We start from the raw sequence: 15,906 nt of genomic DNA on the forward strand, positions 1-15,906 counted from the left end.
GGTTCTCCTTAATCGAGCAGGGAAATGGCAGTCGGCGCATCGTTGCCGACCAGGGCCAAATCTTCGAATTCGTTGACGGCGTTGATCTCGGTGCCCATGGAAATATTGGTCACGCGCTCCAGAATAATCTCAACAATCACTGGCACCTTGAACTCTTCGATCATTTCCTTGGCCTTGCGCAACGCCGGCGCAATCTGGTCCGGTTCGAATACGCGCAGGGCCTTGCAACCCAGGCCTTCGGCGACGGCGACGTGGTCGACGCCATAACCGTTGAGTTCCGGGGCGTTGAGATTGTCGAAAGACAGCTGCACGCAGTAGTCCATTTCAAACCCGCGCTGGGCCTGGCGGATCAAACCCAGGTAGGAGTTGTTCACCACCACGTGGATATACGGCAGCTTGAATTGCGCGCCCACGGCCAATTCTTCGATCATGAACTGGAAGTCATAGTCGCCCGAAAGCGCCACGACTTTGCGGCTTGGGTCAGCCTTGACCACCCCGAGCGCCGCCGGAATGGTCCATCCCAACGGGCCGGCTTGGCCGCAGTTGATCCAGTGGCGTGGCTTGTAGACGTGCAGGAACTGCGCGCCGGCAATCTGCGACAGGCCGATGGTGCTGACGTAGCAGGTGTCTTTGCCGAACACCTGGTTCATCTCTTCGTACACGCGTTGCGGCTTGACCGGCACGTTGTCGAAGTGGGTCTTGCGGTGCAAGGTGGCCTTGCGTTGCTGGCAGTCATGCAGCCAGGCGCTGCGGTCCTTGAGCTTGCCTGCGGCTTTCCACTCGCGGGCCACTTCAATGAACATCGTCAGCGCAGACCCTGCGTCGGAAACGATGCCCAGGTCCGGGGTGAACACGCGGCCAATCTGCGTCGGCTCAATGTCGACGTGAATGAATTTGCGCCCCTCGGTGTACACCTCCACCGAACCGGTGTGGCGGTTGGCCCAACGGTTGCCGATGCCCAGCACCACGTCCGATTTGAGCATCGTCGCGTTGCCATAACGGTGCGAGGTTTGCAGGCCGACCATGCCCACCATCTGCGGGTGATCGTCCGGGATCGTGCCCCAGCCCATCAGGGTCGGGATCACCGGGATGCCGGTCAATTCGGCGAACTCCACCAGCAGCTCGCTGGCGTCGGCGTTGATCACGCCGCCGCCGCTCACCAGCAAGGGGCGTTCGGCTTGGTCCAGCAGCGCCAGGGCTTTCTCGACCTGGATGCGCGTGGCCAATGGCTTGGCCAGCGGCAGCGGTTGGTAGGCGTCGATGTCGAATTCGATCTCGGCCATCTGCACGTCGAACGGCAGGTCGATCAGCACCGGGCCAGGGCGGCCGGAGCGCATTTCATAGAAAGCTTTCTGGAAGGCATACGGCACTTGGCCAGGCTCCAGCACAGTGGTCGCCCACTTGGTCACCGGCTTGACGATGCTGGTGATGTCGACGGCTTGGAAGTCCTCTTTGTGCATCCGTGCACGCGGGGCTTGGCCGGTGATGCACAGAATCGGGATCGAGTCGGCCGAGGCGCTGTACAGGCCGGTGACCATGTCAGTGCCCGCCGGGCCCGAGGTGCCAATGCACACGCCGATATTGCCGGCCTTGGTGCGGGTGTAGCCCTCGGCCATGTGCGAGGCGCCTTCAACGTGGCGAGCAAGGACGTGATCGATGCCACCGACCTTCTGCAAGGCCGAATACAGCGGGTTGATGGCGGCGCCTGGGATACCGAAGGCGGTGTCCACACCTTCACGGCGCATCACCAGGACGGCGGCTTCGATTGCTCTCATTTTGCTCATGGTTTTGGTGCCTCTTGCGTTTTGTAATTGTATACAAGTGGTGTCTGGTCAAAGTGTATTCACGGCGAGCGGCGCAGGTCAATGCATTTTATAAATGCGCCTTTACGTTCGTCGGAAGCGCTTTTTTCGACGTATGGAGCGTTTGTGCGAAAATATTGTTTACAAAAACAAATGTCATTGTGTTCTATTTGTTCGATTGGGCATCTGATCAAACAGACCTCCACCGCTTTCTCAATAACAAAAGAAGGACGGCACCATGAGCGCTTTAACCTTGAAACTCGCCACCCAACTGGCCAGCCAGGCCCTTCACGCAGGCCGAACCATTTCAGCCGCACCGCTGACCATTGCAGTGCTCGACAGCGGCGGGCACTTGGTCACCCTGCAACGCGAAGACGGCGCCAGCCTGCTACGCCCGCAAATCGCCATCGGCAAGGCCTGGGGCGCGATTGCCCTGGGCAAGGGCTCACGTTTGCTGGCACTGGACGCCCAGCAGCGCCCGGCGTTTATCGCGGCGTTGAACAGCCTGGGGCAGGGCAGCGTGGTGCCGGCGCCGGGCGGGGTATTGATTCGGGATCAGGCGGGTGCGGTGCTGGGGGCGATTGGGATCAGTGGGGATACGTCGGATATTGATGAACAGTGTGCGATTACGGCGATTGAGGGGGTGGGGTTGTTGGCGGATGCAGGGGTGTCTGCCTAGCCTTCGGTGACAGGTAGATTGCTATCGCGGGCAAGCCCGCTCCCACATTGGTCGGTGTGCACACCACTAACCCTGTGGGAGCGGGCTTGCCCGCGATGGCGGCGACTCGGTCTACAGTCAAAGCCAGATCGCATCCCATAAGGGGTAGTCGCCAAACTTCTTCACCAGGCCTGCTCTCAATGGGTTGGCCACAATGTAGCGAGCTATGCCCCTCACGGCGCACGGCATGATCGTGAAAGCCAGGTTGCCAAAGACGGCCTTGGCGACCGGCAACACCATTAATGATTCGAGTACTTTTGGATTTTACTTGGCGCATCAGGTCGCAAAGGGAGCCTTTCTCCAGAGAGATAAGCCAGTGGAAATGGTCAGGCATGACCACCCATGCCAAGGATGTCGCCAGGCCTTGGTTCTGGGCGATTCGAAATTGTTGTACCACCAGTCGGCCTAGCTTGAAGTCCTGGAAAATGGGCTCGCGATCAAGGGTGTTGCTGGTCAGCAAGTAGATACGGTTGGATTCGTTGTAACGACCGATGCGCAGTCGTTTTGATGCGGGGAGATCAGGCATTCCATGGCCTCTCTTCAGATGGTGTTCTGAGAGGCTAGGTGTGGAAAGCTGGGGTTGATTAGCAGGCTTTTGGCAGGATGTGTCTGGGAGGGCGCTATCGCGGGCAAGCCCGCTCCCACATTGGTTTTGCGGTGTTCATACATAGTGTGTCTGGCATAGATTCCAATGTGGGAGCTGGCTTGCCTGCGATGGCCACACCACGGTCTATCAGTCCGGCTCACACCCCTTCAACACCAACCGAATAATCGTCTGCGCCGCTGCTTCATAATCCGCCTCATCCAGCTTGGCTTTCCCGGTTACCGCCGATATCTGCCAATCAAAATCGGCATACGTCTGCGTCGCCGCCCAGATGCTGAACATCAGGTGATTGGGGTCAATGGCCGCGATCAGGCCACGGTCCACCCAGCTCTGGATGCAGTCGATGTTGTGCTTGGCCTGGGCGTTCAGTTGCTCGACCTGCTGGCTGCTCAGGTGCGGCGCGCCGTGCATGATTTCGCTGGCGAATACTTTGGAGGCAAACGGCAGGTCGCGGGAGATGCGGATTTTCGAGCGGATGTAATTGCTCAGCACCACCGCCGGCTCACCGTCGGGATTGAACGGCGTGGACGCCGCCAGGATCGGCTCGATAATACTCTCGAGCACCTCGCGATAGAGGTTGTCCTTGGACTTGAAGTAGTAGTAAACGTTGGGCTTGGGCAGCCCGGCCTTGGCGGCGATGTCGCTGGTTTTGGTCGCGGCGAAGCCCTTGTCGGCAAACTCCTCGCTCGCCGCCCGCAGGATCATTTCTTTATTGCGCTCGCGGATGGTGCTCATAGACCAGCAGTTTCCTTGCCAAGACAGGCGGTTGCGCATGGTAGCACCGGCTTGACGCAGCGCTCAAGAATGCAGGCGCAGCCTTGCACGCCGGGCGTTGCAGCTGACTTTTTCTGTGTGGATGCTGAACGTATTCATGGTAGTACCGGCATCGGCTGGGCGCGCTGCTAGAGTTCGGATCAGCGACGCGGCCAATACGGTCGCCGTTCAGTCCAGTATTGGGCGTTCGAGTGAGAAACCGTGGAGAAAAGCAGGCCACGTACGTTCGCCTGAGTCATAGGCGCGTTGTTGCTGGTCGCGCTGTCGATTGGCCTGGGCATGCACTTCTTTGGCGGCGCCCACAAAGGCAGGCCAGTACCAGCCCGGTGCTAACGTGATCAAAGTGCTCGACCGCGTGCAGCAACGGCTGCCCACGTTACGCGCGAGCCTGCCGGGCACCTTGAACGTTGCTGGTCGCGCTGTCGATTGGCCTGGGCATGCACTTCTTTGGCGGCGCCCACAAAGGCAGGCCAGTACCAGCCCGGTGCTAACGTGATCAAAGTGCTCGACCGCGTGCAGCAACGGCTGCCCACGTTACGCGCGAGCCTGCCGGGCACCTTGAACGTGGCGGTGCTCACCGACCGCACCCAGACCATCCGCGCCTCGTTTACCGATGTGCAGTACGAGCTGGGGCTGGCGATATTGCTGGTGGTGATCGTGATCTCGCTGTCCATCGCGCTGGGTGGGTTGTTTTCGTTGCCGAACCGCATTTGGACGTTGGGCCCGGCGTTGGAGACGACTGTTGATGGCGCATCCGCGCCTCGTTTACCGATGTGCAGTACGAGCTGGGGCTGGCGATATTGCTGGTGGTGATCGTGATCTCGCTGTCCATCGCGCTGGGTGGGTTGTTTTCGTTGCCGAACCGCATTTGGACGTTGGGCCCGGCGTTGGAGACGACTGTTGATGGCGGTGCGCGGGAGGCGGCGGCCAAGCAGGCTGAGGCGAGTTATGACCAGATCGCGGCGAATTATCGGGGCACGGTGCTGAGTGCGTTGCAGAATGTTGAGGACAATTTGTCGGCGATCAATCATCTGCAAACCCAGGCGGATGCTTTCCAGCAGGTGTACCAGCGCAATCAGCAGCTGTTTGGGAGTCAGGAGGCGCAGTTGCGTGCTCAGCAGTGGGTGTTGCTGCAAGCTGAGCAAAACTTGCGCGACACCCAAGGCAGTTAGCCAAGGCCGTGTCGCGCTGATTCAGAGCCTGGGCGGCGGCAGGCAGGCACCCTGATTAGCTGAGACATCGTAATCCAACTGTGGGAGCTGGCTTGCCTGCGATGGCGGCCTGTCGGTTGGGTCGGCGGCGGGATTCTCACCCATGGCGTGCCGGTGGTGCACCACTGGATTGAGACGGTAAGCCAGAGTGTCGGCGCGATGGCGTGGTTGATGCCGACGCTGCTCAATGCGGTGGCTGGGATTATCGCCGGGGCAGTGGTGCTGGCGGTGGTTTCGCTGGTGGGCAAGCTGTGGAGTGCGGTGAAACGCTAGATTGGCATTCGCTGCGAATATAGATACGATGCTAATCATTAGCTTGCTATCTAAGTGTTCGCTGAATGAAGCTTCCCGCGTTTCAACTGCCTGACTTCTGGCAAGCCACCCTGGCGCCCTCGCGTACCGATCTGCTGTTTGCCTTGCGCAACATGATCGCTGGCGGGGTCGCGTTGTACCTGGCCTTTTGCTTTGACTTGCAGCAGCCGCAATGGGCGCTGACCACGGTGTTTATCGTCGGCCAGTCCACCAGCGGCATGGTCCTGGCCAAGGGCGCTTATCGGTTGCTGGGCACGTTTGTGGGCGCCGTGGCTTCCATCGCGATGATTGGCATATTCGGTCAGGCGCCATTGCTGTTCCTGCTGTGCATGGCGTTGTGGTTGGCGTTTTGCACCACGGGGGCGTCGTTGCTGCGCAATCATGCCTCTTATGGCTTTGTGCTGGCCGGCTACACCACGGCCATTATTGCCTTGCCCGCGACCGCCGCGCCGCTGGGCGTGTTCGATGAGGCAGTGGCGCGCTGCCAGGAGATCAGCCAGGGGATCCTCTGCGCCACGATCGCCAGCACGATCTTATGGCCGCGCCGGGTTGAGCAGACCCTCGCGGTTCAAGGTCGTGGCGCCTGGCAGGCGGGAATGCGCGCAGCGGCCTCGGAGCTGCTGGGTGCGGATCAGCGCAAGGGCTTGCTGGAGGCACTGGGCCGCTTGGTCGCGGTGGACGCCCAGCGCGACCATGCCTGGTTTGAAGGCCCCAAGGGGCGGCGCCGCTCCCAGGCGTTGCGGGTGCTCAGTCGGGATCTGCTTGGCCTGCTGCGCGCAGCGCGAGGCGTGGCCCGTCAACGGATGATGCTGCCTGACACGACGCTCATTGCGCCTTGGGTGGATGAGGTGGCCGCGACGTTGCAGCAAGAGCGGCATGAGGCGCTGCCTGAATTGTCCCGTCGCCTCATGCTGGCGCTGGATGACCCAGATTTGAGCCCAGAGGCGCACTTTTGCCTGATGCAATTGGCCCAGGTTCTGCGGTGGGTGAACCTGGGCGAGCTGACCCTGGCGGCCGTTGAGGCGGGCAGGGTGCCGCCCGGCGCGCCGGGGGCCATGTCCTGGCATCGGGATATCGAGCAGGGCGTGCTGGGTGGGTTACGCAGTGCATTGGCGTTTTTGGCCGTCGCGGCGTTCTGGGTGTTTACCGCCTGGCCGTCGGGGTTGGGTGCGGTGTCGATCAGCGGTGTGGTACTGAGCCTGTTTGCCGCGCGGGAAAACCCTTCGGCCGCCAGCCTGAATTTTCTCAAGGGCATCGCGCTGTCGATCCCGGTGGCCGGCGTTGTACGTTTTGCTTTGCTGCCTGGGTTTGATGGTTTTCCGTTGCTCTGCCTGGCGTTGGGTGTGCCGCTGTTTTTCGCTTCGCTGTGCATGAGCCGGGTGAAGCTTGCGGCCACCGCTTCGGCGTTCTGCATCTTCTTCGTCAATAACATCGGGCCGAGCAACCTGATGACCTACGACATCGCCGCCTTTCTGAACAAGGCCATCGCGACCCTAGTGGGCGTCGGGATTGCGGTGGTGGTGTTTCGGCTGATCCAGCTCAACCCTGGCGAGCACCACTATCGGCGGATGTTCAAGGCTTCGTTGTTTGACCTGGCGCAGCTGACATCGCGCCCTTTGGAGCAGGCCGAGAGCTGGTTTGGCGGGCGTATGGCCGATCGCTTGATTCGCCTGTCGCGCTACAGCGAAGCCTTGCCCGCCGACCGCCGCCACCATTGGGACAACGGCTTGTTGGGGCTGGACCTGGGCGATGAATTGCTGGAACTGCGCGCAAGCCTATCGAACAGCCAAGGCTTGCTGGCGATTGAACGCGATGGGTATTTACGGCAGTTGGCGGCGGCGCTCAAGCGAGGTGGGCCGAGCAAGCCAAATGCGTCGTTGCTGGATGCGCCCAGCGCTGCGTTACTGGAAGCGCTCGAACAGCCATTGTCGCTGGCCGAGCAGGATCGCGAGATGGCCCGGGCGGCGGTGCTGCAGTTGCTTACTGAAGTGAGTAAAATCAGCGCAATAAAAAAGGCCATTCAATCGAATGGCCTTTTTTGTGGGCGTTTACTCGGCGATCTGCAACTTGCGCGATTCGGTATAGATGTAGCGCACCTTTTCATACTCAAACGGCGAGTTCATCTGACCGTAGCGGAAGCTGGTCTGGTAGCGCTTGTCGACGGCGCGCAAGGCCCAGATTTCCGGGTGGTTTTCGCTGACTTTGGACACGTTGAGGAAGTTGATCTGGGTTTCGGCGCCGTAGTCGACGATCAGGCCGGCGGTGTCGCGCAGGTTCGAGGGGCCGAAGATCGGCAGCATAACGTAGGCGCCGCCGGGTACGCCGTAGAAGCCCAGGGTCTGGCCGAAGTCTTCGCTCTGGCGCGGCAGGCCCATGGCGGTGGCCGGGTCCCACAGGCCGGCGATGCCGATGGTGGTGTTGAGCAGCAGGCGCCCGGTGGTTTCCAGGGAGCGATGGCCCTTGAGTTGCAGCAGGCTGTTCATCAGGTTGGGCACGTCGCCCAGGTTGTTGAAGAAGTTGCTGACGCCGGTGCGCAGGAAGCTCGGTGTGACGTAGCGGTAGCCGTCAACCACTGGCAGGAACACCCATTGGTCGAAGCGGTAGTTGAAGTGGTACACGCGGCGGTTCCACGATTCCAGCGGGTCGTACACGTTGAGCGCGGTCAGCGATGAGCGCTCGAACTCGCGCTGGTCCAGGCCCGGGTTGAACTTGAGCTTGGTCAGCGGCTCCTTGAAGCCGTCAGAGTCGACCTTGACCGGTTCGTGCGCCTTGCTGTTGTCGGCATTGGCGACGCCCGCGCACATCAGGGCGGCGAGCAGCAGAAGATATTTAGCCACGGAAGAACTCCAGCATGGCGTCGGCGTTGACGCGGTAATTGAGGTTGCCGCAGTGGCCGCCCAGCGGGTAGACGGTCAAGCGATCGCCGAAGGTTTTACGCAGGAAGCCGAGGTCGCCCGGGCCGAGGATCACGTCGTCGGCGTTGTGCATGACCGCGATTTTCGGGCTGCTGTGCAGGTAGTCCTTGAGCGCATACAGGCTCACTTGGTCAACCAGTTGCAGCAGGCTGCCGCCGTCGGAGCGCGCGCGCCACATCGGGATCACTTGTTCGGTGAGGTAGCAGTCGAAGTCGCATTGCAGCGCACGCTTGAGGAACGGCGTGAGGCTGGTGCCTTCGGTGATCGGGTATTTAGGCGGGATGATCAGGCCGCGACGGTTGATCAGGTCCGAGGTGAAGGCAATGTCGGCCGCCGAGAAGCGGAATGAGGTGCCGATCAGCATCGCCATCTGTTCGTTGGTCAGGTGCTGCTTGGAGTTCTGGAAGTCGTAGAGCAGGGCGTCATTGAGGTCGATGTAGCCCTTTTGCTGGAAGTAACGGGTCAGTTTGCTCAACACCAGCTCATAGAAGGTGGTGGTGTTGTTGATGCCCTTGACCTCGGTCTGTACCAGCTTGTCGAGGTTGGTGATCGAGGTGTAGAGGTTGACTGGCGGGTTGAGCAGCAGCACTTTCTTGAAGTTGAAGCTGCGACGGGTTTCGTCGAGCTTGCTGACAAACGCCGCATCCAGGGCACCCAGGCTGTAGCCGGTGAGGTAAAAGTCGGTCACCGGCAGCGAGGCGTTTTGCGCGCGCACGGCCTGCATGACGCGGTACATGTCTTCGGCGTCTTCCTGGGTGATACCCGGCGTGGCGAAGCGCGAGGCGGCGCTGATGAAGTCGAAGCTGGTCGGCGACGACAGCTGCACCACGTGGTAGCCGGCCTGGTAATAGAGCTTTTTCAGGTATTCGTTGATGCTGCTGTCAAACCGCGCACCGGTGCCTGCGATCAGGAAGATCAGCGGCGCGGCGCGGTCTTGCTTGGCGATGCGGTAGGTGAGTTTCTTCACCGCCCAGAAGTTGTCCGGCAGGCTGAACTCGCGCTCGGGGCGCATGTTCAGCGTGTAGTCGGACTGGTTGATCTCGTCGTCGCTCGGCAGTTTAGGCCGCAGGTCAGGCGGCGTGGTGGCGATGGTCGCTTCGAACGGGTTGGTCAAAGGGTAGCCATAGCTGGCCTGGTCGATATCGACGGCCAGTGCTGACGCACTCAAAAATAGGCTGCCCAGAAAGGCAGCGCAGCGCAAGGAACGGAGCATGACTTAATCCCTAAGAGGAAAGGTGCTGAATGAAGTTCGCAGGCTATGACCACCGCGTTGCCACCGAAGTGCCAGCGTTCGGCACGAAAAGTCGGAAAAAAACGTCGGAATCGGGGTAATAGTAGCCAGAAGATACACTTTGCCACGCGTTGATGGACACTAATTGTGTGTATGCGCCTTGCTAACGGCCGCAGGCGCATTAAGCTGAGCGCCGTTTTTGCCTATCGGAGTGCTCCATGTCCCGCCGTCTGCCGTTGATTTTGCTGCTTATTGCCTTGCCGTTATGGCTGGCCGCCAGTTATGGCGCACGTTACGGTTTTATGGAGGATGGCCAGTGGGTTGGCATCTGCGCCGATGAGGCCAGCCGTTGGGAATGCCAGCTGCGTTCGAACTTGGGGCTGATGATCCACTTCAAGGTGCTGGGCTGGGCGGCGCTGGTTGCGTCGGTGCTGGCGTTCTTTGTGCCGGGCCGTTTGGGATGGGGGTTAGCGGTACTGGGGCTGGTGTTCGGGTTTCCCGCGCTGGCGTTGTACAACACTACGTTTGCGGTGTTTGCGGTGGTGATTGCGGGGCTGCGGTTGGTCAGGAAGCCTCGGGCTGCCTGATAGGGCCTCATCGCGGGCAAGCCCGCTCCAACATTTTGACGGTGTGAACACAATCAAATGTGGGAGTTGGCTTGCCGAGTATATCCGTTGTTTGGGTAGGCTGAATGGGTTCCGCCTTACGCGGGTCACTTTTGGAAAAGAGCCCCAAAAGTAACCAAAAGGGCTCTTGCCCCACCACTCGGCACCTCGCCTCCGGCTCGGTGTGCCCTCTCTCCGGCATTACTCCGCGGGCCGCCGCGACGGGCCGTCCCTGCCCCGTCGCGGCTAAACCGGCGTCCTGCCGGTTTACCCGCTCCGTAATACCTGCGTTCGGCCAGCGTGGTTTAACGGGGCGCCTAAGATCAAAATCAAGATCAAGATCTACAGCACGGCGGCCTGACAGCCGACCTGATCCTGGAAACTGGACTGGGTTGAATTGTGGGAGGGGCGGTGCGACGGTTCGACTTGCTCCCGATGGCGGTGTGTCAGTTGATGTATCTGGTGAATGGCCCACCGCATTCGCGAGCAAGCCCGCTCCCACATTTTGAGCTCAGTACATCAGGTAGATGTGTGTACTCGGACTAATTGCGGTGTTTGCGGTGGTGATTGCGGGGCTGCGGTTGGTCAGGAAGCCTCGGGCTGCCTGATAGGGCCTCATCGCGGGCAAGCCCGCTCCAACATTTTGACGGTGTGAACACAATCAAATGTGGGAGTTGGCTTGCCGAGTCGTCGCAACGCTGCGATAGCGGTCTTAAGCCTTGCGCACCCGCAAGCAACGCCACAACGCTACAACCATCAGCACGCTGACCACCGCCCAACCCCACGCCTGCTGGTTCAGCAACCCTTCGCGATACAGTTGCGGCGCGATGCCGGCACCGATGATAAAGGCCAGCAGCGCAATCTCCCGACGCGGCCCAGTCACCGGGCGAATCAGGTAAACCAAGGCCGGCAGCACCAGTGCCGCACTTGGGAAGCTGCGATAACGCGGGTCAAACACCAGCGCCAACATCATCACCGCACCGGCGAACCCGGCGATTGCCAGCAGCCAGCCCGCGCGTCGCTCCAGCCAGTTGAAGGCCTGCTCGCGCCAACCTTCGCGGGCGCTCAGTATCAGCGCGGCATGGGCCAACACCAGCAGGTTCAACACCACCAGCAAGCCTGCCCACACCCATTCATCGTTGAAGCGCGCGGTCACGCGGGTCAGTTCGGCCCAGGTGCCGATGGAGCAGGCTGCCACGGCGCCGAGCAATGGCAGCATGAGTGCGGCGCGAGTACTGCGAACGCGCCCGCCGAGTGCCAGGGTGCCCAGCAGGATAATCCCGCCCACGCCCAGCCATAGCGGCCAGTACGGCACATTGGTCACCGGCCCGGCAAGGATGCCCTTGTCCTGGCGATCGGCATCAAACAGCCCCCAATAACCGCCGACGGCGCCTTCACTGGCGCGTTTCCACGGTTGGTCAAAGGCTTCGATCAGGTTGTAGCGCCAGCCATTGGCCTCGGCCATCGCCACAAAGCCGCGCATGAACTTGGCCTCGTTGACCCGGCTAGGCACCGCGGTTTCACGCTGGCGGCCTTCACTGGGCCAGCCGGTCTCGCCGATCAGCACGTCTTTGGGCGCGAACTTGTGGCCGAAGGTCTGGCGTACATCACCTACGTGTTTGAGCGCCTGGTCGATCCCCGATGGGTCATCTTCCCAGTACGGCAGCAGGTGAATGGTCAGGAAGTCTACCGCCGGGGCGATTTGCGGGTGTTGCAGCCAGAACTCCCACACGTCGGCATAGGTGACTGGCTGCTTTATCTGGCTTTTGACTTTATGGATCAGCGTCACCAACTGCTTGGCGGTGACTTCCTTGCGCAGCAGGGCTTCGTTGCCGACGATGACCGAGGTGATCACATCGGGGTTGGCGTTGGCCGCCGCGATCAACTCGTCGACTTCTGTTTCGGTGGCCACCGGGTCACTGCTGACCCAGGCGCCGGCCATCACCTTCAGCCCGTGCTTGCGCGCCATGCCCGGCAGGGCTTCCAAGCCGGTCATGGAGTAGGTGCGGATGCACTCGAAGCGGGTGGCCAGCAGCGCCAGGTCGGCGTCCATGCGCTCGGGGCGCAGCGTGAACGGCTGATCGAACGGCGATTGGTCTTTGTCGAACGGCGTGTAGGAGGCACATTGCATTTTGTGGCTGGCGCTGGCCACGTCCGGCAACACCACTGGCCGGCCGAGGCCGTACCAATAGCCGACAAGGGCGAGCACGCCGAGGATTAAGGCGAAGAAATAGGGCAGGGCAGGGAAGCGGGCAGTCGCGGGCATGGTCGGCTTATCTGGAGGAGCAAAGGCGCGCATCTTACCCGGAATTAGCCCGTCCCAGTGGGGCTGCATAATTTAGACATGCAAAGTTCGGGCGGGATTTTGTTGCGATGTCCTACAAATCGTCCTGCTGGCGATGTGATGTCGTTTCCTGCTTACCTGAGGTCGCAGTCAGAGCAGGTCCAAGGCCCCGTCAGGTTGATGATCGAAGCGTCAGCACTCCACTGATGTCGCCGCCGTCGGATCGATGCGCGTGAAGGGGGCGCGGTGCACCACATAACAACAGGTTGACGTCGCTCGGCATCCGCCGGGCGCAGCACTTTCGGGGAAGTACTATGAAGATGCGACGACTCTTGGGCGCAGCTGCCACTCTGGTAGTTGCGATGGGCTCCACACTGGCCAGCGCCGACAGCAAAACCCTGAGCATCGGCTATGTAGACGGCTGGTCCGACAGCGTTGCCACCACTCACGTGGCGGCAGAAGTGATCAAGGAAAAGCTCGGCTATGACGTGAAACTGCAAGCCGTCGCCACCGGGATCATGTGGCAGGGCGTGGCCACCGGCAAGCTCGACGCCATGCTCTCTGCCTGGCTGCCCGTGACCCACGGTGAGTACTGGGCCAAGAACAAGGACAAGGTGGTCGACTACGGCCCCAACTTCAAGGATGCAAAAATTGGCCTGATCGTGCCGGAGTACGTCAAGGCCAAGTCCATCGAAGACCTCAAGACCGACACCACCTTTAAGAACAAGATCGTCGGCATTGACGCAGGCTCAGGCGTGATGCTCAAGACCGACGAAGCCATCAAGGCCTATGGCCTGGACTACAAGCTGCAAGCCAGCTCGGGCGCCGCGATGATCGCCGAGCTGACCCGTGCCGAAGACAAGCAGGATTCCATTGCGGTGACCGGTTGGGTGCCGCATTGGATGTTCGCCAAGTGGAAACTGCGTTTCCTGGACGATCCAAAAGGGATTTATGGTGCTGCTGAAACCGTCAACAGCATCGGCAGCAAGGGCCTGGAGAAGAAAGCGCCGGAAGTTGCCGCTTTCCTGAAGAAATTCCAGTGGGCCTCCAAGGATGAAATCGGCGAAGTCATGCTCGCGATTCAAGAGGGCGCCAAGCCTGAAGCAGCGGCCAAGGACTGGGTTGCCAAGCACCCTGAGCGTGTGGCTGAGTGGATCGGTAAATAACACCCGAAGCGTCTAAATAGCACCTTGCAAGCCCGCCTGGCGTTCTCGTCCGGCGGGTTTTGTCGTTTCTGGGGTAAAGGCTGTCACTTTAATCAGTTCAAAGTTGGCGCGAACCCTAATGTCGTTCTAATACTAAGGTCGTCTGGAACCTGTTCTGCAGCCGCATACAGTGGATACGTTCCAATAATAAAAAAGCTGTGCTGCGAGGATAAAAACAATGAACGACAGCATTTACCTCTCGATTCAAAACAGCCCGCGTTTCAAGGAGCTGGTGAGAAAAAGGGAAAGGTTCGCCTGGATTCTCTCGGCGATCATGCTAGGGCTGTACTCCGGATTCATCCTGTTGATCGCCTACGGGCCACACATTCTGGGGGCCAAACTCAGCCCCGGCTCATCCATCACCTGGGGCATCCCCATCGGGGTCGGGCTGATTATCTCGGCCTTTGTCCTCACCGCTATCTATGTGCGACGCGCCAACGGCGAATTCGACGACCTGAACAATGCGATTCTCAAGGAGGCTGCGCAATGATCCGTCGTCTATTGGCTGTATCCGGCGTTTCGCTGTTTGCTCCAGCTGTTTGGGCGGCGGATGCATTGACCGGTGAAGTGCACAAACAACCGCTGAATATTGCAGCGATCCTGATGTTCGTGGCGTTTGTCGGCGCGACGTTGTGCATCACCTACTGGGCGTCCAAACGCAACAAGTCGGCGGCCGACTACTATGCAGCCGGCGGCAAGATCACCGGTTTCCAGAACGGCCTGGCGATTGCGGGCGACTATATGTCGGCGGCGTCCTTTCTGGGCATTTCCGCGCTGGTGTTCACCTCCGGTTACGACGGCCTGATCTACTCGATCGGCTTCCTGGTGGGCTGGCCGATCATTCTGTTCCTGATCGCCGAGCGCCTGCGTAACCTGGGCAAGTACACCTTTGCTGACGTAGCGTCCTATCGCTTGGGGCAAACCCAGATCCGCAGCCTGTCGGCCTGTGGCTCGCTGGTGGTGGTGGCGTTCTACTTGATCGCGCAGATGGTCGGCGCGGGCAAGCTGATCCAGCTGCTGTTCGGCCTCGATTACCATGTGGCGGTGATCCTGGTGGGCATCCTGATGTGCATGTATGTGTTGTTCGGCGGCATGCTGGCCACCACCTGGGTGCAGATCATCAAGGCGGTGCTGTTGCTGTCCGGTGCCTCGTTCATGGCGCTGATGGTGATGAAGCACGTCAACTTCGACTTCAACATGCTGTTCTCTGAGGCGATCAAGGTTCACCCTAAAGGTGAAGCGATCATGAGCCCGGGCGGCCTGGTGAAAGATCCGATCTCGGCATTCTCCTTAGGCCTGGCGCTGATGTTCGGTACCGCGGGCCTGCCACACATCCTGATGCGCTTCTTCACCGTCAGCGACGCCAAGGAAGCGCGTAAGAGCGTGCTGTATGCCACTGGCTTCATCGGCTACTTCTACATCCTGACCTTTATCATCGGCTTTGGCGCGATCCTGCTGGTCAGCACCAACCCGGCGTTCAAGGATGCTGCAGGCGCCTTGCTCGGCGGTAACAACATGGCGGCGGTGCACCTGGCCAATGCGGTGGGTGGCAGTATCTTCCTGGGCTTCATCTCGGCCGTGGCGTTTGCCACCATCCTCGCGGTGGTTGCCGGTTTGACCCTGGCCGGTGCTTCGGCGGTGTCCCACGACCTGTATGCCAGCGTGATCAAGAAAGGCAAGGCCAACGAGAAGGATGAGATTCGCGTGTCGAAGATCACCACCATCGCCCTGGCGGTGCTGGCAATCGGCCTGGGTATCCTGTTCGAAAGCCAGAACATTGCGTTCATGGTCGGCCTGGCGTTCTCCATTGCCGCCAGCTGTAACTTCCCGGTGCTGCTGCTTTCGATGTACTGGAAAAACCTCACCACCCGTGGCGCCATGATTGGCGGCTGGCTGGGCTTGATCAGTGCCGTCGGCCTGATGATCCTCGGCCCGACCATCTGGGTGTCGATCCTGCACCACGAAAAAGCCATCTTCCCGTACGAATACCCAGCGCTGTTCTCGATGATCATTGCGTTCGTCGGTATCTGGTTCTTCTCCATCACCGACAAGTCGGCGGGGGCAGAGAAAGAACGTGCGCTGTATTTCCCGCAGTTTGTGCGTTCGCAGACTGGCCTGGGGGCGAGTGGGGCGGTTAACCACTAAGGGTTGTCGCTGGATAAAGAAATGCCCCGGTCGAAAGGCCGGGGCATTTTTTTTGCCTGTGGTTATGGGGTTGCTGGGCCATTGTGCGCGCGAGGGCGAC

11 protein-coding genes and 4 pseudogenes are annotated in these 15,906 nt (G+C 60.3%); 9 read left to right on the forward strand and 6 right to left on the reverse strand.

From position 1 onward, the window contains the following. Positions 1 to 8: 8 nt before the first annotated feature. A complete protein-coding gene (gcl, locus tag GJU48_RS08290) occupies positions 9 to 1,784 on the reverse strand; it encodes a glyoxylate carboligase (protein ID WP_094950730.1) in 1,776 nt (591 codons plus the stop codon). 256 nt (positions 1,785 to 2,040) lie between these two features. Here gcl and GJU48_RS08295 point away from each other — a divergent pair, with 256 nt between their 5' ends. Next, positions 2,041 to 2,481: a GlcG/HbpS family heme-binding protein gene (locus GJU48_RS08295; protein WP_094950729.1), complete on the forward strand. Its 441-nt coding sequence runs from the start codon at positions 2,041 to 2,043 to the stop codon at positions 2,479 to 2,481. A gap of 117 nt (positions 2,482 to 2,598) precedes the next feature. On the opposite strand, the pseudogene GJU48_RS08300 reads toward GJU48_RS08295, so the two are convergent. Together GJU48_RS08300 and GJU48_RS08305 are read right to left on the reverse strand one after the other, a co-directional pair. Next, positions 2,599 to 3,046: pseudogene (locus GJU48_RS08300) on the reverse strand (REP-associated tyrosine transposase). A 207-nt stretch (positions 3,047 to 3,253) separates the two neighbouring features. Next, complete coding sequence (locus GJU48_RS08305; protein ID WP_083359383.1) at positions 3,254 to 3,859, reverse strand: TetR/AcrR family transcriptional regulator; 606 nt, start codon at positions 3,857 to 3,859, stop codon at positions 3,254 to 3,256. 486 nt (positions 3,860 to 4,345) lie between these two features. On the opposite strand from GJU48_RS08305, the gene GJU48_RS25615 reads away from it, so the two are divergent. From GJU48_RS25615 to GJU48_RS08325, 4 genes and pseudogenes are all read left to right on the forward strand, one after another. Beyond that, positions 4,346 to 4,711: an efflux RND transporter permease subunit gene (locus GJU48_RS25615; protein ID WP_371923435.1), complete on the forward strand. Its 366-nt coding sequence runs from the start codon at positions 4,346 to 4,348 to the stop codon at positions 4,709 to 4,711. A gap of 20 nt (positions 4,712 to 4,731) precedes the next feature. Continuing rightward, a pseudogene (locus GJU48_RS08315) lies at positions 4,732 to 5,125 on the forward strand (TolC family protein); the annotation flags it as partial. 65 nt (positions 5,126 to 5,190) lie between these two features. Beyond that, positions 5,191 to 5,382 (forward strand): annotated as a pseudogene (locus GJU48_RS08320) (DUF808 domain-containing protein); the annotation flags it as partial. Positions 5,383 to 5,447: 65 nt separating this feature from the next. Further along, positions 5,448 to 7,400 (forward strand): annotated as a pseudogene (locus tag GJU48_RS08325) (FUSC family protein); the annotation flags it as partial. Between the two features lie 69 nt (positions 7,401 to 7,469). Here GJU48_RS08325 and GJU48_RS08330 read toward each other — a convergent pair. After that, the gene (locus GJU48_RS08330) at positions 7,470 to 8,258 is read right to left on the reverse strand and encodes an MlaA family lipoprotein (RefSeq protein WP_094950724.1); all 789 of its coding nucleotides are present in this window, start codon (positions 8,256 to 8,258) and stop codon (positions 7,470 to 7,472) included. Then, positions 8,251 to 9,549, reverse strand: coding sequence for a serine/threonine protein kinase (locus GJU48_RS08335; RefSeq protein ID WP_094950723.1), 1,299 nt, complete (start codon positions 9,547 to 9,549; stop codon positions 8,251 to 8,253). Before GJU48_RS08335 ends, GJU48_RS08330 begins: the two co-directional genes overlap by 8 nt. A gap of 236 nt (positions 9,550 to 9,785) precedes the next feature. On the opposite strand from GJU48_RS08335, the gene GJU48_RS08340 reads away from it, so the two are divergent. Next, positions 9,786 to 10,154 carry a hypothetical protein gene (locus GJU48_RS08340; protein WP_094950722.1) on the forward strand — a complete coding sequence of 123 codons (369 nt, stop codon included), beginning with the start codon at positions 9,786 to 9,788 and terminating at the stop codon, positions 10,152 to 10,154. 730 nt (positions 10,155 to 10,884) lie between these two features. Here GJU48_RS08340 and GJU48_RS08345 read toward each other — a convergent pair. Next, the gene (locus tag GJU48_RS08345; RefSeq protein WP_094950721.1) at positions 10,885 to 12,438 is read right to left on the reverse strand and encodes a glycoside hydrolase family 17 protein; all 1,554 of its coding nucleotides are present in this window, start codon (positions 12,436 to 12,438) and stop codon (positions 10,885 to 10,887) included. Between the two features lie 332 nt (positions 12,439 to 12,770). On the opposite strand from GJU48_RS08345, the gene GJU48_RS08350 reads away from it, so the two are divergent. The 3 genes from GJU48_RS08350 (at position 12,771) to GJU48_RS08360 (ending at position 15,806) form a co-directional block, all read left to right on the forward strand. After that, complete coding sequence (locus GJU48_RS08350) at positions 12,771 to 13,622, forward strand: glycine betaine ABC transporter substrate-binding protein (protein ID WP_094950720.1); 852 nt, start codon at positions 12,771 to 12,773, stop codon at positions 13,620 to 13,622. Positions 13,623 to 13,839: 217 nt separating this feature from the next. Then, positions 13,840 to 14,151 carry a DUF485 domain-containing protein gene (locus tag GJU48_RS08355; protein WP_094950719.1) on the forward strand — a complete coding sequence of 104 codons (312 nt, stop codon included), beginning with the start codon at positions 13,840 to 13,842 and terminating at the stop codon, positions 14,149 to 14,151. Then, positions 14,148 to 15,806: a cation acetate symporter gene (locus GJU48_RS08360; protein ID WP_094950718.1), complete on the forward strand. Its 1,659-nt coding sequence runs from the start codon at positions 14,148 to 14,150 to the stop codon at positions 15,804 to 15,806. The genes GJU48_RS08355 and GJU48_RS08360 overlap by 4 nt, the downstream gene beginning before the upstream one ends. Positions 15,807 to 15,906 lie beyond the last annotated feature (100 nt).

It is taken from the genome of Pseudomonas sp. IB20 (genome assembly GCF_009707325.1).
GTDB lineage: Bacteria > Pseudomonadota > Gammaproteobacteria > Pseudomonadales > Pseudomonadaceae > Aquipseudomonas.